Consider the following 15600-nt stretch of genomic DNA (forward strand, 5'->3'; position numbering starts at 1 on the left):
AAATATACGCGCACAATCGTCATTTGGATGTTACCTCTCTATGTGAAACAACTAATAATTGGGTAATTTGTCTTTTTTTTAACAGTGACCATGTTAAAAATTCAAAACATCCTAGAGTTTTAGCGTTAATTGTAAGATTGAAAGGTTTCAATTACGAAAGAATAATTACATTGTGGGGCTTTTCCTAAAACTGGATAAAACGAACCAATTGTTACATTACAAATCATACAGGAACGCCAGCTCATTGCCTTGGGTAACCTTCATAGATGGAGCAGGAGGAATCTTCCAGATATGGGACAAACAACTTCCCGAATTTAAACTTCATTATAACGTATTAATAATCGAATTAAAGGAAAAGAATGGCCTTTCCCATTCCTTGGATGAATTGGATTTAGATGCCATATCCAATGGCATTCTTCGCGTATTGGAGGATAACAATATTGCCAAATCCCATTTCATTGGCCTTTCCCTTGGTACTGTATTTGTCAACTATTTTTCTTGGAAATATCCTAAAAGTGTGGATTCCATGATATTGGCGGGGGCCATTACCAAGATAAATAGACGACTTCGTTTTTTATTCAAGGTAAGGAGTGCGCTCAAGTCCGTATTTTCTTCAACTGCCCAATTTGGGATTTTCTCTTATTATCTTTTGCCAAACAGGAACCATAGGGAAACTAGATTATTTATAAAACAACAGACCACGGCATGGAAGGAAGAAGAGTTTTTGAAATGGTCAGAATTTACACGGAAGCTAAACCCAGTGTTGAATTATCTATATTCCGATAAAACGGAAATACCCTCCTTATTTATTATGGGCGAAGAGGATAAGGTTTTCCTTCCTTCGGTAAAAAGAATAGCATCCAACAAATCCGATGCCTTGCTCTTTATTATTCAGGACTGTGGGCATATTGTAAATATGGAACAGGCGATGCTTTTTAATAGGATGGTCATTGGGTATTTGACCGGGTTGAAGCAGACCTCTCAAAATGGGAAGCTAGGTATAGAAGGCAGAATTGGCTTAATGCCTACAACGAAGGAAACCGTTGAAAAACAATCGCATTTATTATAAAGGTATTAAGTCTATAAAATCATTATAGGTCTTAATTTCTTGGTCATTGTCCTAAATGGAGTGGTTTATATTTTTCAAATTGGCTAAAAAATTCCAGAATTGCGCTTCCCCCGCATCATCTAGACACTCTCTTAAGAAAGCCCACAGGGTTTCCCGTTCGAGCGGCACTGTCCTATTCTCGCTTCTTAGCCCTGCTATGAAGCTCAAAAAAGCCTTTATCTAGGCAGATGTTTTCGATACCCGCCAACGTACCACAAGTAGGCAGGTTCGCTTGTATCCAAAAAATTAAACCATTTTAAATAAAAAAACCGGTGCTCCCACCGGTTTTTAACTAACTAACTCAAAAAATACTAACTCAAAAATTTGAAAAAATAAGAATTATCTATAGCGGTGAAAACACCTATAATAAACTGATTTATAAAAATTTAACGTAGAATAGTTTGATTTATTGTTTCCGCCGTAAAAAAATTAATCCTGCATGGCGAAAACCCTGCGGAGTAAATCGGTAGTTCTTGAAGCCACATTGGTTCTTATTTCCTTCTCTTCCAAAGCAATCATGGTAAAAACCCCATCCAACGCTTCTTGGGTGACATAATCCGTCAAATCGGGATTTACATCATTTGTCAAGGGAATAGCGTTGTACCTGTTTATAAGATTGCTCCAAATCTGGTCCGCGCCTACTTTTTGAAAAGAAGATTGGATGACCGGGTTGAACTTATTATACAGGGCTGTTCTAGTCCGCTGCGTCAAGTAGGTTGTGGCAGCATTGTCATCGCCCAACAAGATGGTTTTGGCATCGTTAAATGTCATGCCTTTTACGGCATCTACGAAAATGGGAGTGGCCTCGGAAACAGCGTCTTCGGCCGCCCGGTTCAATACCCTGAGTCCTTCATCGGCCAAGTTTCCCAGGCCAATATCCCGTAGTGATTTGTCCACTTTACGGAGCTCTTCCGGCAATAAAATCTTGACCAGTTCATTTTTAAAAAATCCGTCCGTCTCGGTTAGCTTGCTCACCTGTTCCGAAATTCCTTTTTCAAGTGCGGCTTTAAGACCATTTGCAACCTCAGCGTTCCCCAGTGTGGTGCCGGAAGGCAATTGATTTACCACTTGTTGCAATTCATTGCAGGAAACCGTGATGAATAGGAGGGCAATTATCCCAATTTTCTTAGTCATATTGAGTATATAATGGTGATTAAAAAGGTTTACGAGAAAATTACGGTTTTATTGTTGTACACCATCGTTTTTCTGAGCACATGCAGTTTAACGGCCCTGGATAGCACAATTTTTTCCAAATCCCGTCCTTTGCTAATAAAGTCCGATATGGAATGCATATGCGAAACCGGGGCAACGTCCTGCTCTATAATGGGACCCGCATCAAGTTCTTCGGTCACGTAATGGCTGGTTGCCCCAATTATTTTTACGCCCCTTTCAAAGGCCGCATGGTAGGGCTTCGCACCGGCAAAAGCCGGTAAAAAGGAGTGATGTATATTTATGATTTTATCTGGATACAAATTGATCAATTTCGGGCTGACAATTTGCATATACCTGGCCAATACGATAAAGTCAACCCGATATTCCCTGAGCAGTTCAATTTGTTTATTTTCTGATGCATCCCGGTTTTCTTTGCTTAAGGGCACATGATAGTAGGGTATATCAAATTGGTCCGCTACATACTTTAAATCGGGATGATTGCTAAGGATGAAAGGGATTTCCACCGGAAGTTCCCCGGAGTGAAACCTACTCAAAAGGTCATAGAGACAGTGATTGTACTTGGATACAAAAAGAGCCATTTTGGGCCTTTTGCTATCGGTATGGAGACTCCATTGCATTTTATACTTATGGGCTAACTGGCTCTCGAAGTTTTTTTGGAGTACGGCCAAATCCACCGTCTCAAAATCACTCTCCAATCGCATGAAAAAGACATTTGCCGTTTTATCCACATGTTGATCCAAATAAACGATATTCCCCTTGTGAGCATGAATAAATCCGGTAACCGAGCTAATGATTCCCTTTTGGTCTGGGCAGTTGATTAAAATAATGATTTTCAAAACAAAAGATTTAAAAATCAAAAATACGCCATTCACCTAAAGCAAAACTACCAAAAGCAAGTTTCGTTTATACGGTATGTAGATCGATTATGTGATTTTCCCTATCTATGGGATACCTTCCACTTCCTGTAATATTTTCGAAAGCTCTTAAGTTCGGAGCGAAGAAGGTTGATATATTCCGTTTCCTTGACCCCATCCATTTCCAATCCCAAACAATAGGAATTGATGTTTCTGATCATAATGTTAATAAAGGAAAGATTTTGCAAGCGTTCAGAGGTTGATCGTGAAGATTCCACCAAGGCAATTTTTTGAGGGATTAAAATGGCATCCGTGAGAATGGAATTTGCAATAATATCCCTAAGGCTGTTGCTTTCATACAGCCTCAAAAGGTCTTTGTTGAAGGATACGTAGGAGGCAATTTCCCTGCTCATTCTGCAGAGCTCCAAGGCCTTTCTGTAAACCGGAATGTTTTTAAGATTTTTGTGGGACATTTCAAGTACATTAAACTTAAACTATTATAAAATTACTACAGGTATATCTTTTGCCTCTTTTGTATTGAAAGCAAATTTTTTATATTACTTTATATTCGAAATTATATTTATTAAAAAGTTTATGGACATAAAGATTGATAAACTTAATTGGAAAATTCTGGAAAAGCTACAGGCAAATGCTAGGGAATCCTTTGCGAATATTGGCAGATCTATAGGTTTAACGGCACCCGCGGTTGGGGAGCGCGTCAAAAAAATGGAAGATTTGGGGATTATCACAGGGTATCATGCCAAGGTTTCCCATTCCCATACGGGTCATCAATTGAAAGCTATTATTACGTTAAGGGCCTTTATGGGCAAACTAAAGCCTTTTTTGGCAATTGTGGACTCCTTTGACGAAGTAGTCAACTGTTATAGAATTACGGGAAATGAAAATATTGTCATGGAGGTTGTTCTAAAGGACCAGTTTCATTTGGAAAAATTTATCGATAAATTGATACAATATGGTGAAACACGAACGAATATTGTTCTTTCCCAAGTAATATCGAATGCTCCTATGAATCCTGTCAGGAAATTGGAATAAGTAGATCGTATATCAAGTTAAAAAACATTAGAAGCACATTTTAAACATTAATTTTTGGCTAGATTTTTGTTGTAGATTTAAATATGAAATGAGCCATAGCAAGTCTTGATACCCACTAAGATAGTTTTTGGTGAATTGCATCTGACCTATAAACAACAATAGAAATAAACAGATGAAAAAAATACTACCTCTAATTTTATTGGTACTACCATTGACCATTTTTTCGCAGGAAGTTAAAATCGCCAAAGGAACCATCAACGATAGTTTAACGATTAAGGGAGAACCCAACGAATACTTTTCCCTGTACCTGCCTACAAATTTTAGCATGACACGTGCATGGCCCGTTCTCTTTCTTTTTGATATGAAAGGTGAAAGTAGGAATACAATGGCCATGTTTACGAATGCAGCTGAAAGGGAAGGTTACATTCTTGCGGGTTCCAACAATTTAAAGGATTCCCTGAGTCTCTCCCAAAATGTGTTAATCGCGAACCGAATGATCAACACCATATATGAAATGCTTCCGGTCCATAAAGAGCGAATATATGTAGGAGGTATAGGGGATGGAGGTAGGTTTGCCACATTGATGCCAACGTTTATTAAAGATATAAAGGGCGTTCTTTCATGTGGGGCCGCAATTGCGAATACGGAGGTTCTTACTCGCAAAAATACTTTTTACTTTATTGGTATTGCTGGCAGATCTGACTATAATTATAGGGAACTATTGGAAAGTAAAGTGATATTGGACAACCTTAAATTTCCCAATTTATTGCTATTTTTTGAAGGAGAACACCAATGGGCTCCTATTGATGAAAGTGCCTTTGCACTTAGGTCGTTTACCTTATCAGAAATGGCAAAAGGGACTATACCCAGAAACGATAGTTTGATCAACGATTATTTTGAAAGTTCCTTAATTAGAGCGAATGAACTTCTTTCAAATGATAAGCCCCTTTTGGCGGAAAATGTATTGGATAACGCCATACAGGTCTATTATCCTTTTGGGGATTTGGACTCTCTAAAAACATCCAAAAAGGTACTTAGAAGGAGTAAAACCTATAGAAGCAAAAAGCGTAACCAAGGGAATTTCTTTTTAAAGGAAACACTCACCAAGGAAGATTATGGCTATTATTTGGAGGAGGATGTTTTGACCTACAATTATAATAATTTAGGTTGGTGGAACTTTCAAATGTCGGAGTTGGACAAAATGGATAAAAGCGGTAACGAATTTGAGAGACGTATGGCAAGTAGGCTTCGCGGCTTTTTAAATGCATTGATTTCGGATAGCATCAACATCATAGCCACCGATAAACAAGTTGATTTGGAGGCACTGAACTTTCTCTACCAGCTAAAAACCATTACAGAACCAAGGAATCCTGAAAATTACCTAAAGGTCATTTCCTATAGTGGACTCGTTGAGGACTACGGTACGGGCATTTTCTATTTGGAGGAATTGTTGAAAACCGGATATAATAATAAGGAGGAGCTTTATGGTCTTGAGAACACGGCCCTCTTTAGAATTTCACCGGAGTTCAATGCCGTTGTTGCCAAATATTTAAAGGATGCCCGGTACGGACCTGTTGAAAAAAACTAAGAAATATTGGGATGAAGATGGGTATTATGCCGAACCGTTTAGTTTTCATTCTATAGGATTTCCGCTTCGGCTTTTAAACATTGAAGTTGTCCTGTAGTTCTTACCCCTTAAATCCATGCATGGTATAGTACGTTAAAAATCATGTGGTATTTTTGTATAAAAATAGAACGATGTATCGATTCACAGTTTTTATTCTTTTGGCCATTTTTGTTGTGGTAGGATGCAAGGAAGCAAAGAAATATCACGATGAGAAGCCAAATTTGGTCGCTAAGGCGCCTACGGATAAGATTGCCGATATCTTGGCCCACCAACAAAAGTTGAATGAAGAATTCAGAGATCCTGAGGAGTCGCCGTTACCTGATAGGTTCCGAAAAGATTTCAATGGACTTGATTTTTTCGCACCGGATACCAATTATGTAATCGAGGCCGATTTTATCAGGACCCCGGATGCAGTACCTTTTATGATGCCCACCACTACCGATAGGCAGTCTGAAGAAGTGGTCTATGCAAAGATCCGATTCGAACTTCATGGGAAGACATTTGAATTGGAGGTATATCAGAACGCTGATCTTATAAAGGAGAAAGGATACGAGGATTACCTTTTTCTACCCTTTACGGATCTAACCAATGGGGAGGAGACGTATGGTGGGGGGCGTTACATGGATTTGAGGATTCCAAACGGAAATAGGATAACGATCGACTTTAATAAAGCCTATAATCCCTATTGTGTTTACAACAAAAAATATTCCTGTCCTTTGGTTCCTGCGGTAAATCATTTGGATACAAGAATATTGTCGGGTGTTAAAGATTTTGATAAAAATTAAAACCCGGTGTATTCACCGGGTTTCTCAACTTAAACAAAAATCAATTAGTCCTTAATATTTTTGGCTTAGAATGAATAGATGGCTGCGAGCGCGAAAGAAGATAAGCTGTTAGTTGTACCTCCATTGCTATCGAAGAAAGGTTCGTTATCCTTGCCAAAACTATCCAAACGAATTTCTGGTTTAATTATTAAATTTTCTTTGCTATAACTTCCGGTTAAGGTAAGGGCTGTAACAGGAACATCATCGAAACCTTCTTGAGTATAGGCAAAATATTCACCTCGTAAGCCTATGGCAAAACTATCCGAGGTAGTAACTTGTGGATAAATTGCGGCTCCATAGAACCCGCTATTTGTTTGTGAATTGTCATTATATGCAGCATTGATTCCAAAGAAAAAGTTATCGGAAAGATCAAAACCTCCGGTATAGTCAATTTCAAAACCTAGACCTCCAGCTACATCACTACCACCATCATAATAAAGATTTATATACTGACCATAAAGACCTAATTGACCTCCTACGGCATAAACACCTGAAGCACTTATATCATTGGTATCCCAAGGATTGGTAATGGCAAGCATTAAACTTACATCATCCGAAAAGGCGAAATCAGCCTTAGCACCAAGGTGTGAAAAGGGACCGTTTGAGAACAAGTATGACACACTATAATTGAAGTTTGCCGCAGGAGCAATAACTTCATACCCTACCCAAGTATTGAAACGACCAATGGTTAAGGTAGTTTTATCAGAAACATTCCAATAAGCATAAGCTTGGTTTATGATTCCATTTAAAACATCATTATTGAAAGTGGCCTCTGTACCTCTAGGTCCAAATACCAAGTCCACGACGACACCCGTTTTTCCCATGTCATAGGTCCCAATTAAATTGGCCATACCCAAAGCAAATCCAGTTTGGTTCGCAAAAGATGTTGGTGTAGCAGTTGTTGCATCACCACCATCTTTAAAAGTAGTTCTGTAATATGCATCAATAGAACCGCTCAAAGTGAATTTTGAACCACTTTCCTCTTCCTGTGCCGTTAAGGTAACTGCTGAAAACAGCGCTAATGTTGACAAAAAGATATTTTTTACGAATTTTGTATTTATAATCTGTTTCATATGTTTAAATTTTCAATCCCTCTGGGATTATTTTTTAAGTGATTACTTGTAAATAAATGTGAAAAGGTTATGTAACGGAGCGTTTGGCAGAACGCTCCGTTTTTTGTTCAGAATTATTAGTGCTGGTTCATTCTAAAGTCGGCATAAGCATCCATTCCATGCTCATGGATATCCAGACCTTCCAATTCCTCATCCCTTGAAACCCTAAGGCCAAGTGTAGTTTTAAGCACTCCAAGAATGATACCTGCAGATACTACACAGAAGGCTCCTATGATCAATACGCCATATAATTGTGTCAATAACTGATCGATTCCTGCCTTGCTTCCAAAAATACCCACGGCCAAGGTTCCCCAAATACCACAGATCAAGTGTACTGCAATAGCACCAACGGGGTCGTCCAATTTTAATTTGTCGATCAAGGCAACACCAAAAACTATTAGGATTCCGGCAAGTACCCCAATGATTACGGCCTCATTGGGCGACATTAAATCGGCACCGGCCGTAATGCCTACCAAACCGCCTAGAATACCATTAAGGAACATGGTAAGGTCCAAGTTTTTGTAGAGGATGGTTGAAGTAATCATGGCGCCAAAACCACCGGCAGCGGCAGCCAAACTTGTGGTTACCAAAACCAAGGAAGTCAATTCAGGGTCTGCTGAAAGTACGGATCCACCGTTGAAACCAAACCATCCTAACCAAAGGATCAATACACCCGCTGTTGCCATTGGTATGTTGTGACCTGGAATTGCGTTCGGTTTGCCATCCTTGCCAAATTTTCCTATTCGTGCACCCAATAGGGTAACCGCTACCAAGGCTGCCCATCCACCTACGGAATGGACCAAAGTAGATCCTGCAAAGTCATAGAATCCCCAGGAATCCAAGAATCCGCCACCCCATTTCCAAGCACCTACGATGGGGTAAACCAAACCTACATAAACAATCGTAAAAATCATGAAGGAACCAATTTTGATACGTTCGGCAACGGCTCCGGATACGATTGTAGCAGCTGTGGCAGCAAACATGCCTTGAAAAAGAAAATCCGTCCACCAAGTGTAACCACCATCCGCATAATCAGGGGTCATACCACCTTCCGGGGCGGCAATTCCAAATCCTGCGAATTTTAGGAATCCTGCATCCCCATCCTCAAAACCGGGATACATTAAATTAAAACCAAAGGCATAATACAAGAGCAACCCTCCGGTGATGATAAATATGTTTTTGAATAAAATATTGATTGTGTTTTTTTGTCTGGTTAGACCTATTTCCAAAAAGGCAAAACCTGTATGCATGAAGAACACCAATGCGGTGGCCAACATCATCCATACGTTATTCGCTGTAAATAATCCTGCGTCCATTTTTTTAAGTTTTAGTTAGTTGTTTTTTTAGTTGATACCCGCTTGACCGCTTTCCTTTGTCCTGATTCTGTAGGCTTCGATGACATCGGAGACAAAGATTTTACCATCCCCAACATTGCCTGAGTAAGCTGTTTCCAAAATAGTGTTCACTGTTTTTTGTGCAAATTCATCGGATACTACAATGGTTAGATATCTCCTTTGTATATCTGTGGTGCTATAGGAAATACCACGATATACATGCCCTTGTTTTTCATTACCAACTCCCGTTACATCCCAGTAACTAAAGAAATTGACCTCAATTTGATGTAAAGCCTCTTTGACTTCATCAAACTTGGATTTTCTGATAATTGCCTCGATTTTTTTCATTGTACTGATTGTTTTAGATGGACCAAATGTATGTTAAAAATATTAACACCCTATAATTTGAAGGGGTAATGGTCCTATTTTTATGTTTATAATAAATAACCCCCCTAAAAATTATAGGTATATATATTTGCGAGGTGTTATTTTGTCAATTTGCCCGTCAAAATTTGCTGTGGATAGGTGTAAATTGAAAATAATGCAGAAAATCAGCTCTTTTTGACTTGAATTGTTTGAAAAACAATTAAAATGTCAAAAAAATGTTGAGATTTTAGAATAATTGGGGATACCGTTACAATTATAACAGTTTGCAGACATAAAGGCCTGCCGCTACGGCTAGTATACCTATTAGTATGCTCAAGGCTAGATAGGCCGACATATAAAAAATGGAATGTTCCTTTAACAGTATATGGCTTTCGAGGGCAAAGGTGGAAAATGTTGTAAAGCCACCACAAAAGCCGGTCGCCAATAATAACATATGACTTTCGGAAAGGAAATTGTTCTTTACGGATATGCCAATCAGTATACCTATTATAAAGCAACCGAGAATATTCACTAAAAAGGTCCCTAAGTAAAAATTGGGATAATATACATTTAAGGATTTGGAAATTATATAGCGAAGAAAGCTACCAAAACCACCGCCTAGAAATATCAGTAAAAACTGTTTCATGCAGTTAAAAATAATGCAAAAGTTGGAAAATAAAGCATTTTCTTGCCTGATGTGCTTGAATTGCCAAGACGAATCCCTACATGAAAATCAAAGTAATACGGTTTGGTTCAAATGACCTATCAGTATTGCCTGACTTTGTTAAAGAAAGGGTGATTCGACAATGAAAATCTTGATTGGAGTCAAAATGTGGATGTTTCATTGTTCATACCTACAAAAAATAAAACTAAACCGCTTTTTTGTAGTTGGAAGTAATTAGGTCAATTGGATAGATTACGGATTGGTTGTCTTCTGAAACCATTTTTGTAGGTCTTTTCGACTTTTTACTTGCATTTTGCAAGCTGGCTATGACCATGGCCACATTGAGTCCTATAAGTACCACCAAAATTGTAAAGAATGTCATCATAATGTTTGCCCCTTATAGATGAATAACGCAAAATTACGTTATTTGGTATATAAAACGTGAAAATCAGGGCTTTTGTTGTCAAAACGTTAATTTTTGTGGTGTACGTAAAATTTACGTTAATTCTTAAGTAAATACTTAATACAGAAAAGTATAATTATGAATATTATAAAGAATATTCCCACCCATTTTACACCTTTGTAATTTTTTTGATGCAGTTTTAGGTCCTTCTTGTACATCAGTATGATAATTATAAAGAATGTAACTGCAAAAAGAGTTGCAAATACAATTTGTCCCGTGCTAAACATAATTTCTATTTTTAGGCAAAACTAAAGTAAAACTCAAGAACTCTGATCAGTGGCCATTAAACTTGGTGAAAATGTTTTCGGGTGATAAACCCAATAAACGGAAAACCTTTGAATTTGATAAATTTGGGCAGATTCTCCTAAAATAAAATATCGATCGATGAAACATCCGTGACCGTTTTCGGGAACACATCGGAATTATTACAAGGATGTTGCATGCCAGTACTGATAAAAGCCGAAGTTTGATGGTTGAAAAACAATTAAAATAAACACATGAAAAGTAAGATTAACGCCGTACAATTGTTCCATGAGTCTTTTGGACTGGGTGTCTCTCAAGAAATGCGTGCCGATTTGGGCCAAACAAAAAACCAACTCCGTTTCAACTTAATGGACGAGGAGAATAAGGAATATTTGGAAGCCGCCACAAACAATGACCTTGTCGAGGTGGCCGATGCCCTTGGGGACATGCTGTATATTCTTTGCGGAACCATTTTGGAACATGGAATGCAGTACAAGATTGAGGAGGTCTTTAACGAAATCCAGCGCAGTAACATGAGCAAGCTGGGGGAGGACGGTAAACCTATTTACCGGGAAGACGGTAAGGTGCTAAAAGGTCCCAACTATTTTAAACCGGACATCGCTTCAATATTGGACAAATAAAAAAGGGCTAAAAAGCCCTTTTTTGTTAGTTGTTGACTTTATAGCGCCATCCGTATTTGTCCTCGGATTTATTGTACTGTATATCCGTAATCAATTTTTTTAATTTGGAGGCATAGCTGTTTTCCAGTTCTGGAAGGTCATAATCCGTTCCTTTGTAGCCAAAGGCGGCAATGGGCGAAATTACGGCGGCAGTACCCGCCCCGAACATTTCCTTCAAGGAGCCGTCCTTGGCGGCATTGACCACTTCGGTCACGGTAATTTTCCGTACTTCGGTAGGAATATTGTTATCCTTGGCAATTTCCAAAATACTTTTTCTGGTGATGCCGTCCAAGATTCTATCGCTCGTTGGCCCCGTTATCAAGGTGTCGTTAATACGAACAAAAATGTTCATGGCTCCGGCCTCCTCGATATACTCGTGTTCCGTATCGTCCGTCCAAATAACCTGATTGTACCCTTTTTCAATGGCCAATTGGGTAGGGTAGAACTGTCCCGCGTAATTTCCTCCAGCCTTGGCAAATCCCACGCCACCATTGGCAGAACGTGAATAGGTCTGTTCTATCAATACCTTAACTTTTCCGGAAAAGTACGATCCCGAGGGAGCGCAGGCAATGATGAATTTATATTCATCCGCAGGAGAGGCATGAAAGCCGTTACCCGATGCGAACATAAATGGCCTTATATAAAGGGACGAACCTTCCTGGGTTGGAATGAAGTCGCTATCCAGCTGTAACAAAGTGGTCAGGCCTTCCATGAAAATATCTTCGGGCAATTCTGGTATGGCAAGCCGTTTCGCCGAAATGTTAAGCCGTTTTTGATTCTCCAAGGGTCTAAAAAGAAATATATCGCCCTTGTCATCCTTATATGCTTTCATACCTTCAAAAATTGCCTGTCCATAGTGGAACACCTTTGCCGAGGGGTCCAATGCAATGGATTGATAGGGCATGATTTTAGGTGCCTGCCAAGCTCCGTTCCTGTAATCACATACCAACATATGATCCGTGTATACGGACCCGAACTTTAAATTGTCAAAATCGACTTGGTCTATTTTAGAGATCTTTGCCTTCTCAATACTAATAGTTACGTTTTTAGTTTCTACGCTCATTCCAAAATATGCTTTAGTAGGTTAAAATTAATCAAATATCCGCATGGCAACTTCTTTTTTAGCCTAAAAATGAGCAGTTTTGCAGCAGGATATTAATTTTTAAACATTATGAAAGGTTTTAACATTTTGCTTGTGTTTTTGTTGATGGGTTTTTGCGTCTTTGCTCAGGAAAAAGCATCAAAATCAGATACGGCGAACGTTTTTGGGGCGTGGGTCGATGAAACGAACGTAGGAACCTCCAATGATATGATGTCGCTTTATGACGGGTTAAGTGCCAATGATACGCTGACTACCAAGTTTGTGGGGAAGGTAAAGGAAGTGTGCCAGGCAAAGGGTTGTTGGATGAAGGTTGAGCTTTCCAATGGGAACGAGGCCATGGTACGATTTAAGGATTATGGTTTTTTTGTGCCAAGGGATATCGCCGGAAAGAATGTTGTAGTCGATGGACTTGCTTTTGTAGAAGAAATGAGCGTGGAAGACCAAAAACACTATGCAAAGGATGCCGGTGCCAACGAGCAAGAACTCTCCAAGATCACTTCGCCCAAAAAGACCTATGGGTTTGAGGCCAGTGGTGTACTTATCAAAAACTAGTATTGGAAAGGGAAATAGTTGTAACGGGCGATGGTTCAAAGACCATCCAAATAAAGGACTGGAACGAACAGTACCATTCCAAGCATGGAGCCATACAGGAGGCGTACCATGTCTTTATAAGTAACGGTCTGGAATTATTTGAAAACCAAGGGCTTACTATTTTGGAAATAGGCTTCGGGACGGGACTCAATGCTTTTATCACGCTCCTTGAAGCGCCCAAAAGAGAACTAAGGGTGCGTTATACGGGAGTGGAGGCCTATCCTGTTTTGAAAACTGAAATCGGTCAATTGAATTATGTAGAGGAGCTGGCGGCAATGGAACACAGGGAGGAATTTGAAAAATTGCACAGTTGTACTTGGGAAGAGAACACTTCTATAACGCCTAATTTTTCGCTGCTGAAATCCCAAAAGGATTTTAAGGAAATCCAAAACTCCTCAGAATTCGATTTGATCTATTTTGATGCCTTTGGGGCTCGGGTTCAACCAGAACTTTGGACAGTGGAAATTTTTCAAAAAATGTTCAGAGCCCTTAAAAATAAGGGTGTACTAGTAACCTATGCTGCAAAAGGCAGCGTTAGACGGGCCATGCAGGAAGTAGGTTTTCAGGTGGAGCGTCTTCCAGGACCTCCCGGAAAAAGGGAAATGCTTAGGGCGAGAAAGTTTTGATTTAGAGAGGTCGTACAGTTAATTTGTCTTAAAAACCAACCTTCTTTGTTAAATCGAAATTAAAGCGACCATCGGCCTTTGGGGAAAACAATATCTTTGAACTATGAAGGTATTAATAACAGGAGCGACAGGATTGGTTGGAACGGAATTGGTATCTCAATGTCATGCCAAAGGGTACGATGTACACTACTTGACCACAAGCAAGGACAAAATGGAATCTGCTTCCAATCTGAAAGGTTTTTATTGGAATCCCGGCAACGGTGAAATCGATATTCGATGTTTTAACGGCGTATCGGCCGTCATTAATTTGGCCGGGGCGAGCATTTCTAAAAGATGGACTCCTAGTTACAAAAAAATAATTCTCAACAGCCGGATAGATTCCCTGGCCACACTGTACAAGGCACTCGAAAAACTTCCCGATCATACGGTATCCGCATTGATAACGGCTTCTGCCATAGGTATTTATCCAAATTCACTCTCCAATTATTATGAGGAAAGCGAGCCCATAGTAGACGATAGTTTTCTTGGGGAAGTCGTAGCTGCCTGGGAAGAAAAGGCGAATGAATTTAAAAATCTAGGCTTGCTGGTTTCTAAGGTCAGGATAGGTTTGGTGTTGTCAGATAAAGGGGGTGCCTTGCCCCAAATGGCGAAACCGGTCAAATATCATGTGGGTGCCGCCTTTGGTACCGGACAACAATGGCAATCTTGGATTCACCTATCGGACTTGGGAAGGATTTTTCTCTTTGCCATGGAAAATGAATTGGAAGGAACTTTTAACGGGGTATCACCAAATCCGGTTACAAACACTCGATTGGTAAAGGAGATTGCCCAAGTTTTGAATCGGCCTTTGTTTTTACCCAACATACCTGAATTTGTGATGAAGGCTATACTTGGCGAGATGAGTTATATTCTTTTTGCGAGTCAACGGGTGAGTAGTAAAAAAATAGAGGAAGAAGGGTTTATTTTCGAATATCAGAATGTATGTTCGGCATTGGAAAATATCTATAATGGAAAGGAGTCCAACTCAAAGATATCCAATGATATATCCAAGGAATATGCGTCATAAACAACATACTGCAACCATACATAAAATTCAAATCCGCTTTTGGCGGATTTTTTTATAAAGTTTGGTGACATTTTGACATTTTTAAAGATTTGGCAGTACTTTTGCCGACTCAAATTCAAAGATTAAACAAAATTGAACATGAGCAAGAAAAATAAGACCGAACATATAGAGGACGAACTGTCCCAAGAGCAAGTGCTGGAGCAGGAAATGGAAAATGAGGAGGTACAGGAAGGTGAAATATCCGAAGAAAAATTGGAAATGACAGAAGAAGAACGTCTAAAAGAGGAACTGGGGAAGGAAAAGGACAAGTTTTTGAGGCTTTTTGCTGAATTCGAGAATTATAAGAGAAGAACTTCTAAAGAACGTATGGAGCTCTTTAAAACGGCAGGACAGGAAGTAATCGTTTCGCTTTTGCCGGTGATGGATGATTTTGACAGGGCCTTGAAGGAGCTTTCAAAAGCTGAAGATACGGAAATGTTCAAGGGCGTGGAACTGATAAAGGTAAAGTTCAGGGAAACCCTGAAATCCAAAGGTCTGCAGGAAGTTGAAGTTGCCGTTGGGGATACGTTTGATGCAGAAATTCATGAGGCCATTACGCAAATACCGGCACCTGAAGAGGCCATGAAGGGTAAAATAATCGATGTTATTGAAAAAGGCTTTAAGCTGGGCGATAGAATTATACGGCATCCCAAAGTTGTTGTTGGAAACTAATTG

18 protein-coding genes are annotated in these 15600 nt (G+C 39.4%); 9 read left to right on the top strand and 9 right to left on the bottom strand.

The genetic code is table 11. The annotated features are described in order from the left end of the window. Positions 1 to 208 precede the first annotated feature (208 nt). On the top strand, positions 209 to 1069 hold the full coding sequence (locus ACZ41C_RS12145; protein WP_464561717.1) for an alpha/beta hydrolase: 861 nt from the start codon (positions 209 to 211) through the stop codon (positions 1067 to 1069). A 468-nt stretch (positions 1070 to 1537) separates the two neighbouring features. Here ACZ41C_RS12145 and ACZ41C_RS12150 read toward each other — a convergent pair whose 3' ends face one another. From ACZ41C_RS12150 to ACZ41C_RS12160, 3 genes are all read right to left on the bottom strand, one after another. Then, positions 1538 to 2242, bottom strand: a complete 705-nt coding sequence (locus ACZ41C_RS12150; protein ID WP_464561721.1) for a DUF4197 domain-containing protein — start codon at positions 2240 to 2242, stop codon at positions 1538 to 1540. 29 nt (positions 2243 to 2271) lie between these two features. Beyond that, positions 2272 to 3117, bottom strand: coding sequence for a formyltetrahydrofolate deformylase (purU, locus tag ACZ41C_RS12155; protein ID WP_464561725.1), 846 nt, complete (start codon positions 3115 to 3117; stop codon positions 2272 to 2274). Positions 3118 to 3218: 101 nt separating this feature from the next. Further along, positions 3219 to 3608: a hypothetical protein gene (locus ACZ41C_RS12160; RefSeq protein WP_138257507.1), complete on the bottom strand. Its 390-nt coding sequence runs from the start codon at positions 3606 to 3608 to the stop codon at positions 3219 to 3221. 121 nt (positions 3609 to 3729) lie between these two features. Between ACZ41C_RS12160 and ACZ41C_RS12165 the strand changes: the two genes are divergently transcribed. The 3 genes from ACZ41C_RS12165 to ACZ41C_RS12175 all read left to right on the top strand — a co-directional run bounded on the left by ACZ41C_RS12165 (position 3730) and on the right by ACZ41C_RS12175 (position 6600). Further along, a complete protein-coding gene (locus ACZ41C_RS12165; protein WP_272636546.1) occupies positions 3730 to 4188 on the top strand; it encodes an Lrp/AsnC family transcriptional regulator in 459 nt (152 codons plus the stop codon). A 172-nt stretch (positions 4189 to 4360) separates the two neighbouring features. After that, positions 4361 to 5776, top strand: coding sequence for an alpha/beta hydrolase (locus tag ACZ41C_RS12170; RefSeq protein ID WP_464561734.1), 1416 nt, complete (start codon positions 4361 to 4363; stop codon positions 5774 to 5776). A gap of 170 nt (positions 5777 to 5946) precedes the next feature. Further along, the gene (locus ACZ41C_RS12175; protein ID WP_138257510.1) at positions 5947 to 6600 is read left to right on the top strand and encodes a DUF1684 domain-containing protein; all 654 of its coding nucleotides are present in this window, start codon (positions 5947 to 5949) and stop codon (positions 6598 to 6600) included. A gap of 65 nt (positions 6601 to 6665) precedes the next feature. On the opposite strand, the gene ACZ41C_RS12180 is transcribed toward ACZ41C_RS12175, so the two are convergent. The 5 genes from ACZ41C_RS12180 to ACZ41C_RS12200 all read right to left on the bottom strand — a co-directional run bounded on the left by ACZ41C_RS12180 (position 6666) and on the right by ACZ41C_RS12200 (position 10500). Beyond that, entirely contained in the window at positions 6666 to 7712 is a 1047-nt protein-coding gene (locus ACZ41C_RS12180; RefSeq protein ID WP_154916838.1) for an outer membrane beta-barrel protein, read from the bottom strand. A gap of 116 nt (positions 7713 to 7828) precedes the next feature. After that, the gene (locus tag ACZ41C_RS12185) at positions 7829 to 9067 is read right to left on the bottom strand and encodes an ammonium transporter (RefSeq protein ID WP_138257512.1); all 1239 of its coding nucleotides are present in this window, start codon (positions 9065 to 9067) and stop codon (positions 7829 to 7831) included. 27 nt (positions 9068 to 9094) lie between these two features. After that, entirely contained in the window at positions 9095 to 9433 is a 339-nt protein-coding gene (locus ACZ41C_RS12190; protein ID WP_125220969.1) for a P-II family nitrogen regulator, read from the bottom strand. A gap of 292 nt (positions 9434 to 9725) precedes the next feature. After that, positions 9726 to 10097, bottom strand: a complete 372-nt coding sequence (crcB, locus tag ACZ41C_RS12195; protein ID WP_138257513.1) for a fluoride efflux transporter CrcB — start codon at positions 10095 to 10097, stop codon at positions 9726 to 9728. A gap of 223 nt (positions 10098 to 10320) precedes the next feature. Continuing rightward, positions 10321 to 10500 carry a hypothetical protein gene (locus ACZ41C_RS12200; protein ID WP_138257514.1) on the bottom strand — a complete coding sequence of 60 codons (180 nt, stop codon included), beginning with the start codon at positions 10498 to 10500 and terminating at the stop codon, positions 10321 to 10323. A gap of 575 nt (positions 10501 to 11075) precedes the next feature. On the opposite strand from ACZ41C_RS12200, the gene ACZ41C_RS12205 reads away from it, so the two are divergent. After that, positions 11076 to 11462 carry a pyrophosphohydrolase domain-containing protein gene (locus ACZ41C_RS12205; protein WP_138257516.1) on the top strand — a complete coding sequence of 129 codons (387 nt, stop codon included), beginning with the start codon at positions 11076 to 11078 and terminating at the stop codon, positions 11460 to 11462. Between the two features lie 25 nt (positions 11463 to 11487). On the opposite strand, the gene ACZ41C_RS12210 is transcribed toward ACZ41C_RS12205, so the two are convergent. Further along, positions 11488 to 12564, bottom strand: a complete 1077-nt coding sequence (locus tag ACZ41C_RS12210) for a branched-chain amino acid aminotransferase (protein ID WP_464561754.1) — start codon at positions 12562 to 12564, stop codon at positions 11488 to 11490. Between the two features lie 108 nt (positions 12565 to 12672). On the opposite strand from ACZ41C_RS12210, the gene ACZ41C_RS12215 reads away from it, so the two are divergent. From ACZ41C_RS12215 to ACZ41C_RS12230, 4 genes are all read left to right on the top strand, one after another. Continuing rightward, positions 12673 to 13155 carry a DUF4920 domain-containing protein gene (locus ACZ41C_RS12215; protein WP_464561758.1) on the top strand — a complete coding sequence of 161 codons (483 nt, stop codon included), beginning with the start codon at positions 12673 to 12675 and terminating at the stop codon, positions 13153 to 13155. A 2-nt stretch (positions 13156 to 13157) separates the two neighbouring features. Continuing rightward, entirely contained in the window at positions 13158 to 13820 is a 663-nt protein-coding gene (mnmC2, locus tag ACZ41C_RS12220) for a tRNA (5-methylaminomethyl-2-thiouridine)(34)-methyltransferase MnmC2 (protein ID WP_464561762.1), read from the top strand. Positions 13821 to 13923: 103 nt separating this feature from the next. Beyond that, on the top strand, positions 13924 to 14886 hold the full coding sequence (locus ACZ41C_RS12225) for a TIGR01777 family oxidoreductase (protein ID WP_464561764.1): 963 nt from the start codon (positions 13924 to 13926) through the stop codon (positions 14884 to 14886). Positions 14887 to 15024: 138 nt separating this feature from the next. After that, positions 15025 to 15597 carry a nucleotide exchange factor GrpE gene (locus ACZ41C_RS12230; RefSeq protein WP_464561766.1) on the top strand — a complete coding sequence of 191 codons (573 nt, stop codon included), beginning with the start codon at positions 15025 to 15027 and terminating at the stop codon, positions 15595 to 15597. The last annotated feature ends 3 nt before the right edge of the window (positions 15598 to 15600 follow it).

This window comes from Maribacter sp. C-4077 (assembly GCF_055378385.1).

Coding starts and splice junctions, on each gene's coding strand:
- ACZ41C_RS12150 (WP_464561721.1), bottom strand. CDS start 2,242: ATGACTAAGAAAATTGGGATAATTGCCCTCCTATTCATCACGGTTTCC.
- ACZ41C_RS12160 (WP_138257507.1), bottom strand. CDS start 3,608: ATGTCCCACAAAAATCTTAAAAACATTCCGGTTTACAGAAAGGCCTTG.
- ACZ41C_RS12165 (WP_272636546.1), top strand. CDS start 3,730: ATGGACATAAAGATTGATAAACTTAATTGGAAAATTCTGGAAAAGCTA.
- ACZ41C_RS12170 (WP_464561734.1), top strand. CDS start 4,361: ATGAAAAAAATACTACCTCTAATTTTATTGGTACTACCATTGACCATT.
- ACZ41C_RS12175 (WP_138257510.1), top strand. CDS start 5,947: ATGTATCGATTCACAGTTTTTATTCTTTTGGCCATTTTTGTTGTGGTA.
- ACZ41C_RS12180 (WP_154916838.1), bottom strand. CDS start 7,712: ATGAAACAGATTATAAATACAAAATTCGTAAAAAATATCTTTTTGTCA.
- ACZ41C_RS12185 (WP_138257512.1), bottom strand. CDS start 9,067: ATGGACGCAGGATTATTTACAGCGAATAACGTATGGATGATGTTGGCC.
- ACZ41C_RS12190 (WP_125220969.1), bottom strand. CDS start 9,433: ATGAAAAAAATCGAGGCAATTATCAGAAAATCCAAGTTTGATGAAGTC.
- crcB (WP_138257513.1), bottom strand. CDS start 10,097: ATGAAACAGTTTTTACTGATATTTCTAGGCGGTGGTTTTGGTAGCTTT.
- ACZ41C_RS12200 (WP_138257514.1), bottom strand. CDS start 10,500: ATGATGACATTCTTTACAATTTTGGTGGTACTTATAGGACTCAATGTG.
- ACZ41C_RS12205 (WP_138257516.1), top strand. CDS start 11,076: ATGAAAAGTAAGATTAACGCCGTACAATTGTTCCATGAGTCTTTTGGA.
- ACZ41C_RS12210 (WP_464561754.1), bottom strand. CDS start 12,564: ATGAGCGTAGAAACTAAAAACGTAACTATTAGTATTGAGAAGGCAAAG.
- ACZ41C_RS12215 (WP_464561758.1), top strand. CDS start 12,673: ATGAAAGGTTTTAACATTTTGCTTGTGTTTTTGTTGATGGGTTTTTGC.
- ACZ41C_RS12225 (WP_464561764.1), top strand. CDS start 13,924: ATGAAGGTATTAATAACAGGAGCGACAGGATTGGTTGGAACGGAATTG.
- ACZ41C_RS12230 (WP_464561766.1), top strand. CDS start 15,025: ATGAGCAAGAAAAATAAGACCGAACATATAGAGGACGAACTGTCCCAA.